At 42.4% G+C, this 22616-nt stretch carries 16 protein-coding genes and 1 tRNA gene; 6 read left to right on the top strand and 11 right to left on the bottom strand.

All coding sequences use genetic code 11. The features are described 5' to 3' along the window. Positions 1-256 precede the first annotated feature (256 nt). Positions 257-1342 carry a non-hydrolyzing UDP-N-acetylglucosamine 2-epimerase gene (gene wecB / locus I2I04_RS15010; protein ID WP_143257547.1) on the bottom strand — a complete coding sequence of 362 codons (1086 nt, stop codon included), beginning with the start codon at positions 1340-1342 and terminating at the stop codon, positions 257-259. Between the two features lie 92 nt (positions 1343-1434). Here wecB and I2I04_RS15015 point away from each other — a divergent pair, with 92 nt between their 5' ends. Continuing rightward, positions 1435-2058 carry a trimeric intracellular cation channel family protein gene (locus tag I2I04_RS15015; protein ID WP_128858696.1) on the top strand — a complete coding sequence of 208 codons (624 nt, stop codon included), beginning with the start codon at positions 1435-1437 and terminating at the stop codon, positions 2056-2058. A 124-nt stretch (positions 2059-2182) separates the two neighbouring features. Here the strand turns inward: I2I04_RS15015 and I2I04_RS15020 are convergent, their stop codons facing one another. The 3 genes from I2I04_RS15020 to I2I04_RS15030 all read right to left on the bottom strand — a co-directional run bounded on the left by I2I04_RS15020 (position 2183) and on the right by I2I04_RS15030 (position 4431). Then, on the bottom strand, positions 2183-2680 hold the full coding sequence (locus tag I2I04_RS15020; protein ID WP_143257548.1) for a DUF4251 domain-containing protein: 498 nt from the start codon (positions 2678-2680) through the stop codon (positions 2183-2185). Between the two features lie 182 nt (positions 2681-2862). Next, the gene (locus I2I04_RS15025) at positions 2863-3825 is read right to left on the bottom strand and encodes a M48 family metallopeptidase (RefSeq protein ID WP_143257549.1); all 963 of its coding nucleotides are present in this window, start codon (positions 3823-3825) and stop codon (positions 2863-2865) included. 45 nt (positions 3826-3870) lie between these two features. Beyond that, entirely contained in the window at positions 3871-4431 is a 561-nt protein-coding gene (locus I2I04_RS15030; protein ID WP_143257550.1) for a LemA family protein, read from the bottom strand. A gap of 240 nt (positions 4432-4671) precedes the next feature. Here I2I04_RS15030 and I2I04_RS15035 point away from each other — a divergent pair, with 240 nt between their 5' ends. Continuing rightward, the gene (locus I2I04_RS15035) at positions 4672-5175 is read left to right on the top strand and encodes an RNA polymerase sigma factor (RefSeq protein ID WP_143257551.1); all 504 of its coding nucleotides are present in this window, start codon (positions 4672-4674) and stop codon (positions 5173-5175) included. Positions 5176-5288: 113 nt separating this feature from the next. Here the strand turns inward: I2I04_RS15035 and mtgA are convergent, their stop codons facing one another. The 3 genes from mtgA to I2I04_RS15050 form a co-directional block, all read right to left on the bottom strand. Beyond that, the gene (gene mtgA, locus I2I04_RS15040) at positions 5289-6032 is read right to left on the bottom strand and encodes a monofunctional biosynthetic peptidoglycan transglycosylase (protein WP_143257552.1); all 744 of its coding nucleotides are present in this window, start codon (positions 6030-6032) and stop codon (positions 5289-5291) included. Further along, positions 6010-6726: an OmpA family protein gene (locus I2I04_RS15045; RefSeq protein ID WP_185911474.1), complete on the bottom strand. Its 717-nt coding sequence runs from the start codon at positions 6724-6726 to the stop codon at positions 6010-6012. The genes mtgA and I2I04_RS15045 overlap by 23 nt, the downstream gene beginning before the upstream one ends. A 163-nt stretch (positions 6727-6889) precedes the next feature. Continuing rightward, positions 6890-8242, bottom strand: coding sequence for an MATE family efflux transporter (locus I2I04_RS15050; RefSeq protein WP_143257553.1), 1353 nt, complete (start codon positions 8240-8242; stop codon positions 6890-6892). A gap of 91 nt (positions 8243-8333) precedes the next feature. Here I2I04_RS15050 and I2I04_RS15055 point away from each other — a divergent pair, with 91 nt between their 5' ends. Further along, on the top strand, positions 8334-9719 hold the full coding sequence (locus I2I04_RS15055; RefSeq protein WP_195655367.1) for a GDSL-type esterase/lipase family protein: 1386 nt from the start codon (positions 8334-8336) through the stop codon (positions 9717-9719). Positions 9720-9910: 191 nt separating this feature from the next. Further along, positions 9911-11782: a PAS domain-containing sensor histidine kinase gene (locus I2I04_RS15060; RefSeq protein ID WP_195655368.1), complete on the top strand. Its 1872-nt coding sequence runs from the start codon at positions 9911-9913 to the stop codon at positions 11780-11782. A gap of 73 nt (positions 11783-11855) precedes the next feature. Here I2I04_RS15060 and I2I04_RS15065 read toward each other — a convergent pair. Next, positions 11856-11928 (bottom strand) — tRNA-Lys (locus I2I04_RS15065). A gap of 120 nt (positions 11929-12048) precedes the next feature. On the opposite strand from I2I04_RS15065, the gene ettA reads away from it, so the two are divergent. Together ettA and I2I04_RS15075 are read left to right on the top strand one after the other, a co-directional pair. Then, positions 12049-13740 carry an energy-dependent translational throttle protein EttA gene (gene ettA / locus I2I04_RS15070; protein WP_004311592.1) on the top strand — a complete coding sequence of 564 codons (1692 nt, stop codon included), beginning with the start codon at positions 12049-12051 and terminating at the stop codon, positions 13738-13740. Between the two features lie 216 nt (positions 13741-13956). Continuing rightward, positions 13957-17262 carry a carboxypeptidase regulatory-like domain-containing protein gene (locus I2I04_RS15075; RefSeq protein ID WP_195655369.1) on the top strand — a complete coding sequence of 1102 codons (3306 nt, stop codon included), beginning with the start codon at positions 13957-13959 and terminating at the stop codon, positions 17260-17262. Positions 17263-17454: 192 nt separating this feature from the next. Here the strand turns inward: I2I04_RS15075 and I2I04_RS15080 are convergent, their stop codons facing one another. The 3 genes from I2I04_RS15080 to I2I04_RS15090 all read right to left on the bottom strand — a co-directional run bounded on the left by I2I04_RS15080 (position 17455) and on the right by I2I04_RS15090 (position 22574). Then, positions 17455-18555, bottom strand: coding sequence for an endonuclease/exonuclease/phosphatase family protein (locus tag I2I04_RS15080; RefSeq protein ID WP_195655370.1), 1101 nt, complete (start codon positions 18553-18555; stop codon positions 17455-17457). A 63-nt stretch (positions 18556-18618) separates the two neighbouring features. After that, the gene (locus I2I04_RS15085) at positions 18619-21288 is read right to left on the bottom strand and encodes an ATP-binding protein (protein WP_195655371.1); all 2670 of its coding nucleotides are present in this window, start codon (positions 21286-21288) and stop codon (positions 18619-18621) included. A 71-nt stretch (positions 21289-21359) separates the two neighbouring features. Then, the gene (locus I2I04_RS15090; RefSeq protein WP_195655372.1) at positions 21360-22574 is read right to left on the bottom strand and encodes a glycosyltransferase family 2 protein; all 1215 of its coding nucleotides are present in this window, start codon (positions 22572-22574) and stop codon (positions 21360-21362) included. Positions 22575-22616 lie beyond the last annotated feature (42 nt).

Below are 22616 nucleotides of genomic sequence, written 5' to 3' on the forward strand. Positions count from 1 at the left end.
TCCAAGGAACATCCCTCTGTTAATCCTTTTGATAAGGCAGTTTCGGCACTTCGTTCTCCCGGTTCCGACATTTGAAACCTTTGATCCCGTTGTAGGACACTTTTTGTTTCGACCCTTGAAACTTTTTGTTTCCCGGCATGAAACTGTTGGTTTCTCGGTGTGAAACACTTTGTTTCCCGGTGTGAAACTATTAGTTTCAAGGCGTGAAACTAACAGTCCCATGCCGGGAAACGGAATGGAACATGCCGGGTAAATGTTATTTGCTCGTAAGTATCTGTACAATACGCTCTGCGGTACGTCCGTCCCAACGTTCGGGAAGTTCGCCGCGTTTCCACTCACCGTGCATCAACGTATCCATTGTTTTGGCAAGTAGGGCAGGATCTTCTCCGACAAGTTCGTTGGTTCCCGTGCGCCACGTTTCCGGATGTTCGGCATACGTGTTGAGCGTGATACAAGGAATACCCAGGAATGTCGCTTCTTCGGCTACGTTTCCCGAATCTGTTATGATTCCTTTCGCCTTGTTTATCAGATAACCGAAGAACAGGTAGTTCTGTGGCGGCATAATATGGAGATTCGGGGCTTCGATGTCCAAGTCTTTGATGGCGTTGCGCACGTAGGTGTGCAGCGGTGCGACGATAGGCATACCGGCAGACTTGTCGATGATTGTTTTCATCAGCTGACGTAGATTCTCCTTATTGCCAAGTAATACACGGCGGTTGAGAGTAAATAGGAGATAATTTCCTTCTTGCAGTCCCAGGACGGAGAACCATATCGGTTTGAGCAAGCGGTTCCGGTTGTAGCGGATGGCATCAATCAGAATGTTGCCTACATAATATACGTTTTCGCTTTCCGTTCCCGTTTGGTTCAGGTTGCGGTTGGCAACCATGCCGGCTGTGAACAGATAGTCGGATAGTCCGTCTGTAATCATACGGTTGACTTCTTTCGGCATTTTCATATCGAAAGAGCGGGTTCCGGCTACGAGATGCGCTACCTTGATACCTTGTTTCTTGGCAACGATGGCACAACTCATGGTTGCGGTCAGGTCGTCTACCACAAGGACTACGTGTGCCGGATTCTCCGTCAGTTCCTGTTCGAAGGCTACCATGATTCCGGCTGTCAAAGTCGTTGGATTACTGCTTTCCACTCCCAGATAAACATCGGGAGCTTTCATATCGAGATCCGAAAAGAGAGAAGCATCCAGACTTGTATCATCTTTCCTCCCTGTATAAACCAGTCGGTAAGAGATACTTTTACCCAGCGCCCGTGCGGCTTCAATAGCGCGTGTAATGGGAGCTATCTTCATAAAATTGGGGCGTGCCCCCGCAACAATTGTTATTTTCATATTGTTTCTACCTTATTCGGTTTAATTCGTGAAGCAAAAGTACATTTTCTTACGGAATTTATTCGTTACTTTGCATACAAAATAACAAATATATGCCCACATTCGTTCAAATTCTTGATTTTATAGGCACATTTGCCTTTGCTATTAGTGGTATCCGGCTAGCTTCGGCGAAACGTTTCGACTGGTTCGGCGCTTATGTGGTAGGACTTGCTACGGCTATCGGCGGTGGTACTATCCGTGATGTACTGCTCGACGTGACACCGGGATGGATGACTGACCCTATCTATCTGATTTGTACAGGACTGGCTTTGTTATGGGTCATCTGTTTCGGACGCTGGCTCATCCGGCTCAATAATACTTTCTTCATTTTCGATACCATCGGTCTGGCACTGTTTACCGTGGTAGGTGTAGGCAAGAGTATTGCTTTGGGTTATCCTTTTTGGGTGGCGATTATCATGGGTAGCATTACGGGAGCGGCCGGTGGAGTGATTCGTGACGTGTTTATCAATGAAATACCTCTCATCTTCCGAAAAGAGATTTACGCAATGGCTTGCGTCGTAGGCGGTATTGCATATTGGATTTGCGATCTCGCAGGTATGGAGTCCTACGTCTGCCAGTTGGTTGGCGGATCAGCCGTGTTTCTGACTCGCATCTTAGCTGTAAAATATCACATCTGCCTACCTATATTAAAAGGTGGTGAAGAGCCGGAAGAATAAAAAAACGATACTGCCCGAGTGAATGTGTTCATCTTGTTTCTATCGGATAGCTAATAAGTATATTATCTTAATAGTTTATATCATAAAATTATTTAGCCCGTTCTTCTTACTTGTTTTTTGTTTCTTACTTCTCTTCCTTTATATACAGTTCCCCCTGAAAACTAATGGACTGACGGTTTTGCATATTGACATCGATGCTTGCCGAACCATTGGGGAAGACTTTGACTCTGTATTCATACCTGTCTTCGGGATTGCGTGCGATAAACTTGATGACCGCATTTCCTTTCTTATCCATTTCCATACTGTATTCTTTGAGCACAGCTTTAAAATTAAGCCCGTCGCCTCCGCCATAGGGGATGCTGTAAGCCCGTCCATAATAAGGCAGATAAGAAATGACCGAATCGTTTCTGATTTCCAGTGAGTAGGAAGATGTCAAAGGGACGGAGCGTCCGCGCATCGGCATGGCGGTGTTGACATCTATCTTGTAGTTTTCAGATTCAATCAGCTTCTTTACGGCTTCTTTCTTCTGTTCTTTCTTTTCTTTTTTACTTTGAGCCGAAAGGGTAGGGATGCCCACTAGCAAGGCTAGTAACAGCATAAAGATTTGTTTCTTCGTTCTCATATCAGTTGTATTTAGGTTGATGTATATATGTATAACAACCAAATATAAGAAAAAGACAGGGATAGTTCTGTTTCCTTTAATGAAAATTAAACAGAAATCCCTGTTATTTATAAGTTTAGACCAATTAAGGGCATAATCAACTTTTGAATAGAAACTCTTAGGAAGAAAGTTAGAACAGGCTTTTAGAACTGTTCCAGTATTTCAATTCGTTTTTCAATGGGAGGATGAGTGGCAAACAATCCGTTGATTCCGCTGAATATACTTTTCGATTTCTTTTTAGGATTCTGTATAAATAATTGCGCCACGTCTTTCCTCTCTACTGCCTCGATGGCAGGATCTGCCGATATTTTGCGGAGAGCGCTGGCCAGTGCCAGCGGATTCTTCGTCATTTCTGCCGACCCTGCGTCTGCCATATATTCGCGTTTGCGTGAAATGGCAAAACGCATCAGGCTTGAGAAAAGATAACCGATGGCAGCTATCACTAAAGCGACTAGAATGAAAAGAAAAATGCCGCCACTACCTTTGCTGTTGCTGCGTACACGTATGTGAGTAATGGTATACAAGGTGATTTCTGTCAGCATGGAGAAGATACCGACAAAGACGATGGATATAATCAGCAAACGCACGTCACGGTTGCGGATATGGCTTAGCTCATGCGCAATCACTGCTTCCAGTTCTTCATCATTCAGTTTTTTGATGATACCTTCCGAGAGGGTAACAGTGTATGTGCGCTCGTTGATGCCGCTTGCAAATGCATTCAGAGAACTGTCATAGATGATATTGATTTTCGGCATCTTCATGCCTTGAGACATACATAGGTTTTCCACCAGGTTGTAAACGCGCTTATTCTTTATACGATCCAGCGGCTTGGAGCCGGTGGCAGAATTGATAATGTTTGTGTTGGCCCAGTAGGCAATCAGAAACCAGATGATTACGATCCCCATGGTGTATGGCAATGAAGAGAGGAAGAAATGATTGACCATTGGCATTATTTCTATTTCCATACTCTTTCCGTATCCAAAAAGAACCAACAGGTAGCAGGATAGATAGAGGAGTGCTGCCACAAGACAGGGAAACAGGAATAATAGAAATGCAGAGCGCAGATTATTCCGGCTCTGCTGTGTTTGGATTCCGACGTATTGCATGCGTGTTCAACTTTTGTAATTGAGTGGACGGTGTGAATAAAGAGTTTAGAAACTAATTTTAGGTGCCTGATCCAGATTCGCACGTTCGTTCTTCCCCAGGTCGAACATGATCTCTCTTTGGAATCCGGTCATTCCTGCTACTATATTCGACGGGAATGTCTGCACAGCGTTATTATATTCTTTGGTTGCCGAGTTGAAGTAGCGGCGCACAGCAGCCAGTTTATTCTCTACGTCGGCAATTTCTTCCTGTAATTGCAAGAAATTCTGATTAGCCTTCAAATCGGGATAAGCCTCGAGAGTGATTTTCAATCCTGCAAGAGCAGAGCTTAACTGGTTTTCGGCAGCTATCTTATCGTCGATTGTTTTTGCGCTGACTGCACCGTTACGTGCCTGAATCACTCGGTCGAGCGTTTCCTTTTCGTGTGCGGCATATCCTTTCACGGTGTCTACCAGTTGGGGAATGAGATCATGACGTTGCTTCAACTGAACATCGATGTCGGCGAACGCGTTTTCACGATTGTTTCTCAATTTCACTAATGAGTTGTACATGGAAGCAAAGATGATTCCTAGCAATACAATAATCCCTACAATAATAAGTATGGTCATAGTTTTTTGTTTTATTTAATAATATAAAATCAAAAGTAATCTATTTGGTTCTTTTAACCAAGCAGTAGGGGATAAATTTCGCTAATACCACCTAAAAACTATCAGAAAGCACCTGAATACTGTCATTTGATAGAATTGACCCCCAAGAAATGACGAATTTTCCCCTACTGGATACACAAAATACCTTTAAACTTGCAAATGACGAGAAAAAACGAATATTAACCATAAAACCATTAAAGTATGAAAAGTTTAAGTTTTAGAAAAGATTTAATTGGAGTACAGGAAGAGTTGCTTCGTTTTGCTTATAAATTAACGGCCAACCGTGAAGAAGCAAATGATTTATTGCAGGAAACATCTTTAAAAGCATTAGATAATGAGGAAAAATATGTACCGGACACAAATTTCAAAGGATGGATGTACACTATCATGCGTAACATCTTTATTAATAACTACCGCAAAGTAGTACGCGATCAAACTTTTGTTGATCAAACCGATAATTATTATCACTTAAATCTGCCACAAGATTCAGGATTTGAAAGTACGGAAGGTGCTTACGACCTGAAAGAAATGCACCGCATCGTCAACGCACTCCCCCGGGAGTATAAGATTCCTTTCTCTATGCACGTATCAGGTTTTAAATACCGGGAAATCGCAGAGAAATTAGGATTACCATTAGGCACCGTGAAGAGCCGCATATTCTTCACACGCCAACGTTTACAACAGGAATTGAAAGATTTTGTATAAATAAGGATAACGCATACAAACAAGCTTATTAGCAGAAGGAGCAATGAGAATCTATCTCATTGCTCCTTTCTTTTTTATCGCTGGCTTTATTTACGATCGTAAATTCCTCCTTGTTATTTGCTTTTCTTCTTTTTGCTTTTTTTCTTTTCAACGGCCTTCTTTTCCGGTGGAAATTTAGGAACCAGATTCATCAGCCGTAATATCTGACTTTGTCGTTTTAGTATGTATGACGAAGGTTTTGCCGAGTTAAATCGTATCGGGTTGGGTAGGGTGGCAGCGATGAGTGCGCATTGTCCCCGGGTCAGCTTGGCGGCTGTTGTTCCGAATTTGTTTTTTGCGGTTGCTTGTGCGCCGTAGATGCCATTTCCCATTTCTATAGAGTTGAGATAGACTTCCATGATTCGCTCTTTCGACCAGAATAGTTCGATGAGAAACGTAAAGTAGACTTCGAGTCCTTTGCGTATCCACGAAGATTGCGGCCATAAGAACACATTCTTGGCTGTCTGCTGACTGATGGTGCTTGCTCCCCGTTTCCGTTTGCGTGTTTCGTTCTCTTTCATCGCTTTCTTGATTTCTACGAGGTCGAATCCGTTGTGTTCGGCAAAACGGTTGTCTTCGGAGGCTATGACCGCCATCGGCAGGTTGGGAGATATCTTATCAAAAGAAACCCACGTGTGCTTCCACGTGGGTTTATCTCCTGAAAAAACTTGCTGAACGCTTCGGATAACCATCAACGGAGTTACATAAACCGGCATGAAACGATAAATAATCACTGCCAGTAGCGTTGATGCAAAGAAGAAAATCAGCAGGTTGCGCGTATAGCGCAGTAATTTTTTAATGAGTGGCTGCTTGTGCATCTCTAATCATTTGCTCACTTGCGTACATGTATACTTCTACACGACGGTTTTGTTCGCGACCGGCAGCAGTGTCATTGCTTGCAACGGGATCGCTTTCACCCATTCCCTGTACACCCTTGATCTGATTGGTGGAAACACCGCAACTCAACAAGTAACTGGACACACTCTGTGCACGTTCTTGTGATAAGTTCAGATTCTTTTGCTGGCTTTGTGCAGCAGTGCTGTTCTTCCAGCCCTGGTTGTCGGTATATCCGTAGATAGACACGTCCATATCCCGGTTCTGGTTGAGCACATTGTTGGCAAACTTGCTTAAAGCAGATTTAGCAGCAGCACTTAGATTTGCGTTGCCGGTAGTGAAAAGAATACCCGAGTCGAATGTTACTTTCACGGCTTGCAATCCGTTGTTGTCTGTTATCTGTTCTACTTGTGCGCCTTCAATTTGTTTTGCTTCTGCTGCAGCTTTGTCCATCTTCTTACCGATAAGAGCACCTGTGCCTGCACCTACTGCCGTACCAATAGCAGCACCGATAGCAGCGCCTTTACCTTTACCGATAACACCTCCCAGGATTGCACCTAGTGCAGCGCCCGAACCACCACCGATAGCAGCACCTTTACCAGTGTTGTTCATACTTCCACAGCTACCAAATATCATGGCAATACTCATGAAGAGAACCATAAATTTCATCTTGTTCATAATGTTGATGTTTTTTAATTGGTTTATAAAAAATGTTTTGTATACGAATTGCTTCGCATTATAAATAACAATGCAAAGATACATATTATTTGGCAAGCGTGTACATTTTAAGTTAAAATAACTCGGACGAACCCCTTTGTTTGTTAATAAAGGGAAATGATAACTATCCTTTTGTCGTTGAAGGGATACTTAAGCGCTTCTTTTTGATAATAATGAACCAACTCAAAAGAATTAACCCTTTGGCAACCGTGGTGACGCAGACTGCCCACCAGATTCCTTCCACTCCCATGCCCATCCGTACAAACAGGATGGCAAGCGGAATACGCATATAGTTGCAACTGATGCTGATGATGGCAGGAGGGATGGTGCGCCCGATGCCGTAGAATACTCCCTGCATGGTGATTTCGAGCATCATGAAGAGCTGGGAATATCCGTCGATACGGAGGAACACACCTCCGGCTTCGTAGGCCGCCTGTTCGGGGACGAATATGGCAAAAACTTCATTCCCGAAGAACACGAATAGCAATGTACAGAATGTTCCGAAGATTCCCGTCATCCATAGAGTCGTATACCAAGCTTTAAGTACCCGTTCAATTCGTCCGGCGGCGTAGTTTTGGGCGATGAAGGCACTTAGTGCGGTGGAGAATCCCTGCGAAGTGTTCCAGGTGATTGCTTCGATTTGTCCTCCGGTGGTGAAAGTCATAAGACCGATGTGCCCGCCCTGTTCCGAGGCAGTGCGGCAAAGGAACATATTGACGAAAGCAAACAGTGTATTCAAAGTAGCCACGGGTAATCCCAGTTTAAAGATTCTCCGCGTATATTTTTTCTTTAGCCGCGTGAAGAAAGGGAAACCGCCAAGCAGAGCATCCCGGCAACGCAACTGATAGACGAAAATCAGGAAAACACTTGCTTCTGCAATCCAGGTAGCGTATGCCGCACCGTTGGTTCCCAGTCCGAAACCGAAAATGAAGAGTGGGTCCAGAATGATATTCAGTATCAATCCTGTGCCACTGATAAAGAACGGGACTTTGCTGCGTCCTGCCGCATTATAAATTCCGGTGAAGGCGGCGGAAAGGAAAACGAAAGGTAATCCGGTCGATACAATCCGCAGATATTGGATGGCACTGGCCGTAATATGTTCCTCAAGTTCGTAGATCCGTATGATGGGTTCTGCAAATATAAAAAGGAGTGTGCCCCAACAGATGGAAATAATCAAAGCAATCGTGATGTTATGGGACGCGAAACTGCGGGCATCTTCCTGGCTTTGTGCACCGATGGATTGTCCGACGCTCACTTCAGATCCCACCTTATTTAATAAGGAGATAGAACCGGACATCCAGGTCAGGATTCCGACAGAACCGATGGCAGCTACGGCTTCACTTCCCAGTCGTCCTACCCACGCCATATCTGTGAGACTATATGCCATTTGAATAAACGACGTTGCCATGATCGGCATTGCCAGATTAAACAGTTGACGGTTGATAGGGCCTTGTGTCAGATTCTTTATTCCTTGCATATAATTTTTCTAATCAAAATGGGGTGCAAAGATACGCAAAATTACTATCTTCGCACATCTAATTATTCATTAATCAAAGTATATAGATACTATGAAACAGAAATTTTCTACTATTTTTCTCCTGTTACTTCTCTTTTTAGCAGGTTCACGAGTGGTAGCGCAAAATGCTCCGAAACCTTTTGATATTGAACAACCTTCGCTTCGCGTATTCCTTCCTGCGCCGGAACTGGCAACGGGGCGTGCTGTGGTCGCATGTCCGGGGGGTGGATATTCACATTTGGCCTTCGAACACGAAGGCTGTGATTGGGCACCCTACTTTAATAAGCAAGGTATTGCACTGATTGTGCTAAAATACCGGATGCCGAATGGTGATCGTACATTACCCATTTCGGATGCTGAAGCAGCAATGAAAGTTGTGCGTGACAGTGCCGATGTCTGGAATTTGAACCCGAATGACATTGGTATCATGGGCTCTTCTGCCGGTGGACATCTGGCTTCTACCATTGCCACTCATGCCAAGCCCGAACTTCGTCCGAACTTTCAGATTCTTTTCTATCCTGTGATTACGATGGATAAATCATATACCCATAGGGGCTCTCACGACAACCTTTTGGGAAAAGATGCTTCTGCTGATTTGGAACTTGAATATTCAAATGAAAAGCAAGTGACGAAAGATACACCACGTGCTTTTATCGTATATAGTGATGATGATAAAGTTGTTCCGCCTGCTAATGGAGTTAATTATTATTTGGCGCTGAACAAGAACAATGTTCCTTCAGTACTTCATATTTACCCTTCCGGCGGACATGGATGGGGAATTCGCGAGGGTTTCCTCTATAAGAATGAAATGTTGGACGAACTGACGTCTTGGCTCCGTAGTTTCAAAGTGCCTCATAAAGATGCTATCCGTGTGGCTTGCATTGGAAATAGTATTACGTATGGAGCACGCATCAAGAATCGTGAACGTGACAGTTATCCGGCTGTGTTGAGCCGTATGCTGGGAGAGGCTTATTGGGTAAAGAATTTCGGAGTCAGTGCCCGTACTCTGCTGAACAAGGGCGATCATCCTTATATGAATGAAAAGGCATATCAGGATGCGTTGGCTTTCAATCCCAATATCGTTGTTATTAAATTGGGTACGAATGACAGTAAATCATTCAATTGGAAGTATAAGTCAGACTTCACGAAAGATCTGCAAACGATGGTAGATGCTTTCAAAGCGTTGCCTGCCCAACCAAAGATTTATCTCTGCTATCCTTCTAAAGCTTATCAGACCGGAGATAATATCAATGACGACATTATTTCTAAAGAAATCATTCCGATGATAAAGAAGGTTGCCAAGAAAAATAACTTGTCTGTCATCGATCTTCATACGGCAATGGACGGAAAGTCCGAACTGTTTCCGGATAAGATTCACCCGAATGAAGAAGGCGCCAAAGTGATGGCGAAAGCTGTTTATCAGTCTTTGAAAAAGTAAAACAGAAACGCGATAACCACAGAATTTCCGGTTGAAACTTTCTCAAAAAGAGATTGTTTCAACCGGAAATTTTTTAGTTTAATGACGAATAATCTTCTTATAATATGCTAAAAAGTATCTTTCTGTAAATGCAGTTTGTGGGTAATCTGTATTTTTGCGCCCGAAAAAATAATAAAATGATAAATAGCGTTATGAATAGACTACAAGATTTTACCTTTTTCTCGCAGTTGATGGCTAACGCTAACATGGGATGGTGGAAAGCCAATTTATCAACTGCAAGTTATGAATGTTCTGACTTTATAATTGAGTTATTAGGTCTGGATCAGACCGGAGTTATCAGTTTTGAAGACTTCAATAAACGTATTCTGAAAGAGGAGCAGCATCCTACGACTGTTCATTCTTTCAGTGTGCATCAAAGACCGGAAGTGGTATATTTGCTGGATACGGTGAAAGGAGCTGTCTGGATACGCAGTAAGATTTGCTCTCGAGAAACGGACGAAGACGGAAATGAAATTGTTTATGGTATAGCCGAAGTACAGGATGCTCCCAATATGGCATCTGCTTATCAGGCCTTGCAGCATAGTGAACGTCTCTTATATAACATTTTCAAGCATTTGCCTATTGGTATCGAACTATATAATATGGATGGGGCATTGGTGGATTTGAACGATAAAGAATTGGAGATATTTCATGTAGAGAAGAAAGAAGACATCTTGGGTATCAATATTTTCGAGAATCCCATTTTTCCGAAAGAGATGAAAGAGCGGCTGAAGAAGAATGAAGATGCCGACTTTACTTTCCGTTATGATTTTTCGAAAGTCGGATCGTATTATCGGAATAAGAAAAAAGGAGGTACGATTGATTTGGTGACTAAAGTGACTACATTATATGATAGCGAACACCAGCCGATAAACTATCTGTTGATTAATGTGGATAAGACAGAGACAGCTGTAGCCTATAATAAAATTCAGGAGTTTGAGGAGTTCTTTGAACTGGTCGGTGATTATGCCAAGGTCGGTTATGCTCACTTCAATGTTTTGAGTGGACACGGCTATGCTCAAAAAAGCTGGTACAGCAATGTGGGTGAAGCGGATGAAACTCCATTGTGCGACATCTTTGGTACATACCGGCATTTCCATCCCGATGACCGTGCCTTATTGATTCGTTTTTTGGATGACGCACGAAAGGGACTTACTACCAAACTTGGCAAAGAGATGCGTATCCTTAGAGAGGATGGCACATGCACATGGACGTATGTCAATCTGTTAGTAAAGAAATATGCCCCGCAAGACCAGATTATCGAAATAATCAGCATCAATTATGATATCACAGAACTGAAAAGGACAGAAGAAATGCTTGTCAAGGCACGTGATAAAGCTGAAGCGTCCGATCGGTTAAAGTCTGCATTCCTGGCTAATATGAGTCACGAAATCCGTACCCCTTTAAATGCCATTATCGGTTTTTCAAGTCTGTTGGCTACTACGGAAAGTGCGGCGGAAAAGGAACTTTATAATTCTCTGATCGGTCATAACAACAAACTGTTATTGAATCTGATAAATAATGTGATTGATCTTTCTAAGATAGAATCCGGTTATTTGGAATTACATCCGGATTGGGTCAATCTTACCGAGCTTCTTGACGAGAGTGTAGCGGAGTATGTTCATCAAGTACCGTCCGGCGTTGAGCTTTTGACCCACTATCCGTCACATGATTCTCTGGCAGAATTGGATAGATTGCGTACCAAACAAATATTGAGTAATTTCCTTTCGAATGCCTTAAAGAACACTACCACCGGACACGTGGAAGTCTTCTATGAGGTAGACCATCAGTTTGTCAGAATCGGAGTTAAAGATACTGGTCGGGGTATCCCGCAGAATATGCTTAAAAAGATATTCGAAAGGTTTGAGAAGTTGGACTCCTTTGCTCAAGGGGCCGGTTTGGGTTTATCTATCTGCAAACTGATTGTTGAGAAGATGAACGGGCGGATATTAGTCGATTCCCAACTGGGGATAGGTACCACTTTTATAATCGAACTGCCGTGTCGCTCTATGTTTGTTGAATAAGTATATGTGAAGAAAATTAAAAGAAAAATCCCTTGATAACGATTGATTATCAAGGGATTAATTTTGTTTTTTGTGATCCGCCTGGGGCTCGAACCCAGGACCCCAACATTAAAAGTGTTGTGCTCTACCTGCTGAGCTAGCGAATCAATCCTTCAGTGCTTTCTTTCGAATGCGGGTGCAAAGGTAGAACATTTTTTTATAACTCCAAAAGAATTCAAACATTTTTCTTATCTTTGTGCCATTATCAACAATATATAATCATACATATGGCTGCTGACGATAAAAAAATTATCTTCTCGATGGTGGGAGTAAGCAAAGCTTTCACTCCTAATAAGAATGTGCTGAAAGACATTTACCTGTCGTTTTTCTATGGAGCGAAAATCGGTATTATCGGTTTGAACGGTTCCGGTAAATCAACGTTGCTGAAGATCATCGCCGGTTTGGAGAAATCCTTTCAGGGAGAAGTCGTGTTTTCTCCGGGATATTCCGTGGGGTATTTGGCACAGGAACCTTATTTAGACAACACAAAGACAGTAAAAGAAGTAGTGATGGAAGGTGTGCAACCCATTGTTGACGCACTGACAGAATACGAAGAAATCAATCAGAAATTCGGTTTGCCGGAGTATTATGAGGATCAGGATAAGATGGATGCTCTCTTTGCCCGCCAAGGTGAATTGCAAGATATCATTGATGCAACTGATGCATGGAATCTGGATAGCAAGTTGGAGCGTGCGATGGATGCTCTCCGTTGTCCGCCTGAAGATCAGCCGGTAGAAAATCTCTCCGGAGGTGAACGACGCCGGGTAGCTCTTTGCCGTTTGCTGTTACAGAAACCGGATGTACTTTTGCTGGACGAACCTACCAACCACTTGGATGCAGAGTCTATCGATTGGTTGGAACAACATTTACAACAATATGAAGGTACGGTTATTGCTGTGACGCACGACCGTTACTTCCTCGATCATGTTGCCGGATGGATTCTTGAACTGGATCGTGGTGAAGGTATTCCTTGGAAAGGTAACTACTCTTCCTGGCTGGAACAGAAGACCAAACGTATGGAAATGGAAGAAAAGACCGCCAGCAAGCGTCGTAAAACACTGGAACGTGAGTTGGAATGGGTACGCATGGCCCCGAAAGCCCGTCAGGCGAAAGGTAAGGCACGTCTTAACTCTTATGACAAATTGCTGAATGAGGACGTGAAGGAGAAAGAAGAGAAACTTGAAATCTTTATTCCGAATGGTCCCCGTCTGGGTAATAAGGTCATTGAAGCCAAACATGTGGCTAAAGCATACGGTGATAAATTGTTGTTTGATGATTTGAACTTTATGCTTCCTCCTAATGGTATTGTCGGTGTGATTGGTCCTAATGGTGCGGGAAAGACAACATTGTTCCGCCTGATTATGGGATTGGAAACAGTGGATAAAGGAGAATTTGAAGTAGGAGAGACTGTAAAGGTGGCATATGTAGACCAGCAGCACAGGGATATTGATCCGAATAAGAGCGTATATCAGGTAATTTCCGGTGGTAATGAGTTGATCCGTATGGGTGGACGTGATGTGAATGCGCGTGCATACCTTTCCCGTTTCAATTTCTCCGGAGGCGATCAGGAAAAGCTCTGCGGCGTATTGTCCGGTGGTGAAAGAAACCGCTTACACTTGGCGATGGCTTTGAAAGAAGAAGGTAATGTGCTGTTGCTCGATGAGCCTACCAATGATATCGACGTAAACACACTGCGTGCTTTGGAAGAAGGTCTGGAAGATTTCGCCGGCTGTGCAGTAGTTATCTCGCACGACCGTTGGTTCCTCGACCGTATCTGTACACACATCCTTGCTTTTGAAGGAGACTCCAATGTATTCTACTTCGAAGGTTCTTATTCAGAATACGAAGAAAACAAGATGAAACGTTTGGGAAATGAAGAACCAAAACGAGTTCGTTATAGAAAGTTAATGACTGACTAGCGTAAAGTAATAGATCGAAGCATTTCTAATGCTTTCTGTTTCAAAATAAAAGGCTCCGCAAATATTGTGGAGCCTTTATCATTTTATAACAGGGCGAAACGTTTATCTCTCTTAAAAAATTGTAGTATAATCGTAATGTAGTTCTAAATATTATTAATTATATTTGTGCACAGTTTTTAAAAGCAAACAATTTATATTAACTAATCAACTACATTTATGTTAAAGAGAATGCGATCTTTTTTAGTGCTAGTAATGTTGTTTATTACCGTCACGATGAGCGCGCAGGTTACTACAGCCACTATGAGTGGTAAAGTGACCGCACAAGATGAACCAATCATTGGAGCAACAATCGTTGCGGTTCACGAACCATCAGGTACTCGTTATGGTACAGTGACTAACGTTAGCGGTCAATTTAATCTGCAAGGTATGCGTACCGGTGGTCCTTACAAAGTAGAAATTTCTTATGTTGGTTATCAGACAGCAATTTACAAGGGAATTAATCTTTTACTGGGAGAGAATTATGTTTTAAATGTTTCTTTGAAAGAGAGTTCTGAACTATTGGACGAAGTAGTGGTGACTGCTTCTAAAGAGAGTAACATGAAGTCTGATAGAGCTGGTGCTATTATGAATGCTAATCGTGATATGATTAGTAATACTCCAACTATTTCTCGTAGCATTAGTGATATTATGCGTCTTTCTCCGCAAGGTGCTGATGTTGGTAACGGTTTTGCAGTAGGTGGTGGTAACTATCGTCAGTCATTTGTAACAGTTGATGGTGCTGCTTTTAATAATACATTCGGGTTGGGAGGTAATCTTCCGGCTAACGGATCTCCCATTTCTTTGGATGCTTTGGAACAAGTTACAGTTGCTGTAACTCCATTTGATGTGCGTCAGAGTGGTTTTACAGGAGGTGCAATTAATGCGGTAACTCGTTCGGGAGATAATCAATTCCGTGGAACTGCCTATATGTATTTTAATAATGAGAATTTAAAAGGAAGCAAGGTTGATGATTATGAACTTTTACGTTCTAAAGCTCAATATTATACTTATGGTGCAAGCTTTGGTGGTCCGATTATAAAAGATAAGTTGTTCTTTTTTGTGAATGGAGAATATGAGGATAATGTAACTGCGGGATCAAGTTATCTCCCACGTACTGCCCTAGGACAGAGCTATAGCAGTGGAAATGTACATCGTCCTCTTCAAAGTGACATGGATGCTATAAGCAATTTCTTAATAAATAAGTATGACTTTAATCCAGGGAAGTATAATGGCTATTCAACGGATACTCCTGCTTATCGTATTATGGCACGTGTTGATTGGAATGCCAATCAAGATAATAAGGTTAGTTTCCGCTTTACCAGAACGCATACTAAAGATTCTAACTTCCCTACTAGTTCAACCAATCCATTGTATTCATCAGATCTTTATCCAGGAGGTAAATCTAATGAAGTTATAGATGGTAAGCCTGTTGGTGACATTGCCAAAGGACAGGGACGTACTTCTAAATATGCCTTGAGTTTCTCGAATTCCAACTACTATCAAGTGCGTGACTTTACTTCTGTTGCAGGTGAATGGAACTCGCGTATGGCTCAAGGAGCAATGAATAATATGTTACGTTTTGCATATTCTTATCAAGATGAGCCTCGTTCATTTGATGGTCCTCTTTTCCCAACAGTTGATATTTTGCAAGACGGTGCCGTATATGCTAATTTTGGTGCTGACCTTTTCACAGCAGGTAATCTACGTCAGACAAAAGTGTTTACTATTACAGATGAGTTCAACTGGAATGTGGGTATTAATAAGTTTATGGCTGGTTTCCAATATGAACATACGAAAGCTATTAATGGTTATATGCTAGGAGGTGCTGGCTACTATGTCTATTCAACTTGGGATGATTTTGTAAATGATAGAACTCCGCAGGCTTTTGCTATAACTCACTCAAATTCACCTGATATGTCTCAATTCCTTGCAGAATTGAAATTTCAACAATATTCTTTGTATTTGCAGGATGAGATTTCTGTTTCAGAAAATTTTAAGGTAACAGGTGGACTTCGTTTTGAATTGCCGACTTATCCTTCTTTAAAGAATAATAATAATGAAGAGTTTGCCAAATTAGATTTTGGTGGTCAGCATTATTCTACAGATCAACTTCCGGGTGCAAAAGTATCTGTTTCTCCGCGTGTTGGCTTTAACTGGGATATAACCGGAGATCGTAAGTATGTACTTCGTGGTGGTACAGGTCTGTTTGTAGGACGTATGCCTTTCGTATGGTTGATTTCTGCTGTGGGAAATTCAGGCGTGGGACAAACTACTTATTATTATACAGATGCTGCTACTGCTCAATACAAACCAGGCTTCCATGCAAATCGTGATGAGATATTGAAAGACCTTTATGGCGGTCAGACACATTCAAAAGTAGAGCTTCCTAAAGACCCTACCATTATTGATAAAGATTTGAAGATGCCTTCTACTTGGAAGACTTCATTAGCCCTTGATATGAGATTGCCAGGTGATATTAATTTTACATTAGAGGGTATTTATAGCCGTGATTATAATCCCGTTGTGATAACTAATCGTGGTTATGAGCTACAAGATGCAAAATTGACTCTTTCTCCAAATGATGTTCGTGATACTTATAAGATATATAACAAAGGTCAGAATGTTTATCTTTTAGAGAACTGGAAAAAAGGTGCTTATTACTATTCAATTTCAGCTCAATTACGTAAGAACTTTGATTTTGGTTTAGATTTATCATTTGCTTATACACATTCAAAGTCTCGTTCATATAGTGATGGAATTGGTGACCAAGTAACTTCAGCCTATAAGACTAATACTTATTCAGTAAATGGTATTAATGAACACGAATTGGGTTATGGTACTTATGTAGCTCCTGACCGTATATTGGCTACAATTGGTTATAAAAAAGAATATGGTAAGCATTTTGCTACTAGTGTTTCTTTATTGTATGAAGGAATGCAGATGGGGTATTCTGGTTCGTGGGGATATAGCCGCTACTCATATACTTTCTCTGGTAATGTTGTTGGTGATGCGGGTGCAAATAGCTTATTGTATATTCCTGCAACGCGTGAAGAATTGGATAACTGGAAGTTTAGTGATGCTGCTTCTTATCCTGCTACACAACAAAGAGATGATTTTTGGAATTATATTAACCAAGATAAGTATCTGAAGAATCGCAAAGGTAAATATGCAGAAAGAGGTGGAGCTGTTATGCCTTGGCATCATCAGGTTGATTTTAAATTGAATCAGGATTTCTATTTGAATGTTGGGGGCAAACGCAACTTGCTGCAAGTAGGAGTTGATATCAAAAATCTTCCTAACTTGTTAAATAACAGTTGGGGACTTTATAAGCAAGTAATTAGTTCTAGCTTACTGCAATATAAAGATGGAGAATTTACAATGAATAAGAATGCTGGTGAGAAGCTGACGAGTACTTATCGTGATTTCCAAAGCTTTAAGTCTACTTATTCAGTACAATTTAGTGTACGCTACATCTTTAATTAATCGAAAGTTAATCTTATAATATAAGAAAGCCGGATGACTTTGAGTTGTCCGGCTTTTTTGTGGGTATAAAAATGGAATTGTATATAGTTGGGATTTATAAATTGGCCATTATGAATATAGAGAGATAAATAAAAATAGAAATAATCCCTTGTTTAGGTTAAATAATGGTTGTAAGGACCATAATAAGGAATTTTACAACTTCACCCTCATCACCACCGGATTATGATCGCTATAATTAAGATCCGGCGAGAAGTAATCCGTACTATTCAGCTCCGGTGAATGGAGGATATAGTCGATTCTCAACAGATGCTTGAAGTACTTGAAAGTATACATATATCCATGTCCACCCGTCTGAAAGCCATCCTGCAACTTATCACCTTTTACAGTATGATAAACATATGAAGACGGCAGAGAGTTAAAGTCACCGCAGATGATAGTAGGATAGGGGGAGGCAGCTATCAGTTGCTTTAGAGTATTAGCTTGTACGGCACGTTTCCGGAAATTCTCATGTAATCCGTCAATCAATCCCAAAGCAGCACGTTCCACCCTTTGAGAATCATCCGTACGAAGTCCCTTTTCCAGTTTGCGCTTGTTCTGACTTACCTCCGTTGTTTGGAGATGATTATTGAACAGGCGGATGGTGTGACCATTGATTTCAATATCACATGCAAGACTGCAATTTTTCGAATCAGGATAGATGATAAAATGCTCCTCCTTGACAGGATATCGGCTGAAAACAGCCAGTTGCAACAGATTCTCCCCTTCGGGCGAAGAAGGAATATAATGATACGGCCAATCAGAGAGAGCTGCACATACGCTGTCTACTCCAAACTCATCGTTAATGCCAAATTCCTGAAAACAGAGAATGTCCGCTTGCTGACTTCTCATGTAAGAAGCAATTTCCTTGCATGAGTAGCCGGTATGCTCGTGGTTGAAGGCATTGACGTTGTAAGTAACAACCGTCAACACTCCCGGAGTATATGCATTCATTTTAATCATCGGTGCCGAAGCCGGACTGAAAAAAGGCGATTGTAATACACAACTCATATACCCCCAATTGCTGAATATAGCAATCAGAGGGATGAAAATCCAGCACCGCCAACGAATCGTCCAGTAGATGGCAGAAGCAAGATTAGCCAATAAAAGTATCGGCAGTATCAAACCGATGAAAGGCATAAATTTGAAACTATCCGGTGCGGCATTGCCTACGAAAGCACCCGCAATGGTAACTCCTGCCAAAATACTGGTCAGCACGATGGATATGTAATAAAACAGTCTGTAAAAGGCTTTCATCTAATCTAAATTATTTGCTGATTATATCACTATAATATACGTTTGCTATCCTTCTTCGAAGGACTAAGCTTTTTGCGAAGAAGAAGACAACCATTTGCGAATCATTACCTTTAGCTTATCATCCGCTATCGGTTTAGCTATAAAATCATTGCATCCCGCTTCCTCAGCCGCTTTCCGGTCCTGTTCATAGGCAAAGGCACTTTGAGCAATGATAGGAACGGTGGCAGACAGTTCACGGATGATTTTCGTAGCTTCCAGTCCGTCCAGATTCGGCATTTTGATATCCATCAGGATCAAATCGGGCTTCACCTCATCGAATATCGTGACAGCTTCCATTCCGTCATGCGCACGTATAAGCCGATGATCTTTACCTAGAATGGCCTCCAATAAGTCGAAGTTACTGTCCGTATCTTCGGCAACCAAAATACAGGCGTGTCGAGTATTTGCAGAACTGTCAACACTCAAATCAGTAGCTTTGCCGGCAGATTTAATCTCTTTACTGTTCCCTTCACCATTTTCTTTCTTTGAAGAATCTGCATTTGCCGGATTTGCGATCGTATACGGTAAAGTAAATGTAAACGTCGTCCCCTTGCCAAATTCGGAGTTGACAGAAATCTTTCCACCGAGCCGTTCGATAATAGACTTACAGATAGATAATCCCAACCCTGTGCCCTGCGCATGATTATTCAGCTTTGCAAAACGCTCGAACACACGTCCCACTTTCTCCGGTTCAATCCCTGTTCCAGTATCCGTTACGTGGAATACAATCTGATTGTCCGCCAGTTTGTAACCATAACTGATGCTTCCTTCCTTCGTAAACTTGACAGCATTCCCAATCAGATTTGAAATCACCTGGAACACCCGGTTCTTGTCCGTTTCAATCACCAGACTCTCGTCCGAAGATTCATAGACAAGGCTTACTCCCTGCGGAGTACGGAATATATGAGCATCGTGCACTTCCCGGCAGAGATTATGGAGACTAGCCGGTCCGAAGGAAAATTCGATGGTTCCCGATTCAATCTTTGAGAGGTCGAGAATCTCGTTGATAAGTTGCAAGAGACGTTCGTTGTTCGCGTTTACGATGTTATAGTATGTCTTCCGTTCCTCCGCATCGTCACTTTCGGCAATGAGATGCGAGAAACCTACAATAGCATTCAGCGGCGTACGTATTTCATGACTCATATTTGCGAGGAAGGCCGATTTCAGACTATCAGACATTTCCGCTTTCTCTTTCGACGACTGAATTTCCCGTTTTATTATTTCCAGTTCCGTGATGTCCCATTCGATGCTGACGATGATAGGCGAAGACAATTCGTCGCCGTCCACCCGGATTTTCCGTTTGTCGAGGATAATCATGTTTCCGTTTCTGTCCTTTCCTTCAGCAGTCCAGTGCAGACCTTTTCCGGTGGTAGCCACCTGAATATCCTCTTGTCTCTTCTTTTCGGCTACGATAGGCGGGTAGAAATCGAAGTCGTTCTTGCCGACAGGGTCGTTCTTGTAAAGATCGCGGTTGTAGGCCTCCCGATTCCGGTAAATGTATCGGAAGTCGTTGTTGATTTCCTTCACTACAATCCCGGCAGGGAGATTATTGATGGTCGTATCCATGATTTGGTTGAGCCGTTTGATTTGGGCTTCGTATCGAATCCTCTCGGAAATATCATGGGCAAACGACCAGTAACTTTCTTCTCCGGAATCATTGGTCACGTTGTACATCGTACCTTCATAAGCCAATATACCTTTATTGATTTTCGATGGATGATGAGCCACAAAGTTGCTGCTGCCACCGTGTATGACATCTTTACAACGTTCGTTCCAAGCCTCTTGCGTAGGCATATCTGCAGCGACATTGTAAATCTTTAATTGACTGATGTCTTCGTTTTCTGAAATACCATGATTGTGCAGGAAACGACGGTTGGCGAAGATGATCGTACCATCGGGTCTGGCGGCAAAGATACTCTCTTTCGCGTTGTTGATGGCATGAGTCAGTGTGTTGATGTCATTTCTGCGATGCTGTATGTCCGTGATGTTCTGGATATAGCCTTCGATGTTGAAACTACCATCGGAGCACTGTTCACGCAGATACGTCTGGATACGCATATAGAAAATTTCTCCGTTCAGGCGGACACGGTAGCTGATGCTCTTCATGTTGAGTTCTTTCTCGTTTATTTGACACCATTCCATAAAACTCTGACGGTCTTCCTCTACAATCAGTTCCACATATTTCTCAATGGCAAGGTTCTGCACACTTTCTTCGCACAAGACACCTGTATATCCAAGATACTGAAAAACATTTTGGTTCGTATTGTACGTCCATTGTCCTATCTGGGCTACCTTCTGGATGGCCCGTAGGGTGAGATTCGCCTGTTCCAGCCGTCTTTTTACGTTGCTTCTTTGCGTGATGTCGCGATATTGGCAAAGCACCATACCGTCATAAGGGAACATGAGGCATTTGAAGTAAAAAGTTTCGTCTTTCAGCACCAATTTGAAGTTCTTGCTGATATTTCGCTGTTCTTCAAGTACAATTTGAAAGATGGGCATCACTCTCTCCCTCGTATATTCTGGTAAAAGCTCAAATATATTTTTTCCTAAAAGTATATCCTCTTGAAGAAACCATAGATCACAATGTGGCTCAATGTCTACGCAGACGCCGTGCCGGTCAACCAATAGCATCGTGTCTGCTGTCATTTTCAATATTCTTTGTGCGTTATTCGCATCATGCAATATCCTGTCCATGTCTGTTTTTTTATTAGATAATAGAGACTTATATCTTATATAAGGATAACAAAAGATTTTGGCATTTGTTCTTACTTTTCAGCGCGCTTCGCCTTTTCCCAGGCTCCGCTTCCTTTTTTCTTTTTCAGATAACGGATGCCTTTCAGCACATTGATATTCATAAATAGGAAATAGTAGGGGATAAAAAGCAACTTGTTTTTTATCTGTTTGGTGGATAGATAATATCCCCAATATCCCAATCCGTAAAAAAGAACCTGCATGGCAAGCAGCACTCCGTAGAATATCGCGGAACCGCCTAATAGCAGAATCGCAATATTCAGCGGGAAGAGAGCGAACAACAGGAACGGAGTAATAGACCATCGCAATACCCGGTGAGACGTATATTGAAAGCTAAGTATCCCGTAGCGGAAAGGATTCAGCAACGGACGAAGTCGCCAGATAGACTGCAATCCTCCGGCAGCGATGCGCACTTTCCGCTTTTCTTCTTCGCGCATATCTGCCGAACCGCTTTCGATGGCGTAAGCATTGGTGCAATAAGCAATGGTGTAACCTTTCATGGTGATCCGGAGCGAAAGAATAAAATCATCGAGTAACGTGTCCGGTTCCATTGCTTCGAATAGTTCACGACGCACGGCAAACAGTTCGCCTGCTGCTCCTACGGCAGAGTAGAGGCGGGCGTCAAGTGCTTTCAGTGTTGATTCGTATTTCCAGTAAATACCTTCACCACCGGCAGCAGCTCCGTCTTTGGTCTGTACGGCGATCCTTTTTTCGCCAGCTACGCAGCCCACTTTCGGGTCTTGGAAAGCAAGCACGATTTCTCGTATGGCCTCCCGGTTCACCATCGTGTTGGCATCCGTAAAAACAACGAGCGGAGTGTCCACCAACGTCATTCCACGTGTCATTGCAGCCGTCTTACCTTGCCGGAGCGGTTGGAAATATACGGTCGCTTTCTCCTGCCAACGGGTTTGCAGTCGTTCGTTCGTACCGTCGTCGCTTCCGTCTGTCACCCATACGATATGCAGTTTGTCCGCAGGGTAGTCCAGTTCAAGACTGTTTTTCATCTTCTCGTCTACAACATCTTCTTCATTGAATGCCGTAATGAAGAGGGTAACTTCCGGCAAACCCGCGTCCGATGCCGGCAACGAACGCTTCACAGGTTTCACGAAAAGTTCTTTCAACTTGACGAGAACGTAGAGCACAATTCCGTAGCCCAGATAGGTGTAGAACACAATGAATAGGGCAAGCCAGAAAATAATTTCAAGGCAGAGGGTAATGGTTTCGTTCATAGCTGTATATGCTTATTTTTCTTGTATAATTTACATTCATCT

The organism is Bacteroides sp. 1001136B_160425_E2, assembly GCF_015559655.1.
In the GTDB taxonomy this organism is placed as follows: Bacteria; Bacteroidota; Bacteroidia; order Bacteroidales; family Bacteroidaceae; genus Bacteroides; species Bacteroides luhongzhouii.

Coding starts and splice junctions, on each gene's coding strand:
- wecB (WP_143257547.1), bottom strand. CDS start 1,342: ATGAAAATAACAATTGTTGCGGGGGCACGCCCCAATTTTATGAAGATA.
- I2I04_RS15015 (WP_128858696.1), top strand. CDS start 1,435: ATGCCCACATTCGTTCAAATTCTTGATTTTATAGGCACATTTGCCTTT.
- I2I04_RS15020 (WP_143257548.1), bottom strand. CDS start 2,680: ATGAGAACGAAGAAACAAATCTTTATGCTGTTACTAGCCTTGCTAGTG.
- I2I04_RS15025 (WP_143257549.1), bottom strand. CDS start 3,825: ATGCAATACGTCGGAATCCAAACACAGCAGAGCCGGAATAATCTGCGC.
- I2I04_RS15030 (WP_143257550.1), bottom strand. CDS start 4,431: ATGACCATACTTATTATTGTAGGGATTATTGTATTGCTAGGAATCATC.
- I2I04_RS15035 (WP_143257551.1), top strand. CDS start 4,672: ATGAAAAGTTTAAGTTTTAGAAAAGATTTAATTGGAGTACAGGAAGAG.
- mtgA (WP_143257552.1), bottom strand. CDS start 6,032: ATGCACAAGCAGCCACTCATTAAAAAATTACTGCGCTATACGCGCAAC.
- I2I04_RS15045 (WP_185911474.1), bottom strand. CDS start 6,726: ATGAACAAGATGAAATTTATGGTTCTCTTCATGAGTATTGCCATGATA.
- I2I04_RS15050 (WP_143257553.1), bottom strand. CDS start 8,242: ATGCAAGGAATAAAGAATCTGACACAAGGCCCTATCAACCGTCAACTG.
- I2I04_RS15055 (WP_195655367.1), top strand. CDS start 8,334: ATGAAACAGAAATTTTCTACTATTTTTCTCCTGTTACTTCTCTTTTTA.
- I2I04_RS15060 (WP_195655368.1), top strand. CDS start 9,911: ATGAATAGACTACAAGATTTTACCTTTTTCTCGCAGTTGATGGCTAAC.
- ettA (WP_004311592.1), top strand. CDS start 12,049: ATGGCTGCTGACGATAAAAAAATTATCTTCTCGATGGTGGGAGTAAGC.
- I2I04_RS15075 (WP_195655369.1), top strand. CDS start 13,957: ATGTTAAAGAGAATGCGATCTTTTTTAGTGCTAGTAATGTTGTTTATT.
- I2I04_RS15080 (WP_195655370.1), bottom strand. CDS start 18,555: ATGAAAGCCTTTTACAGACTGTTTTATTACATATCCATCGTGCTGACC.
- I2I04_RS15085 (WP_195655371.1), bottom strand. CDS start 21,288: ATGGACAGGATATTGCATGATGCGAATAACGCACAAAGAATATTGAAA.
- I2I04_RS15090 (WP_195655372.1), bottom strand. CDS start 22,574: ATGAACGAAACCATTACCCTCTGCCTTGAAATTATTTTCTGGCTTGCC.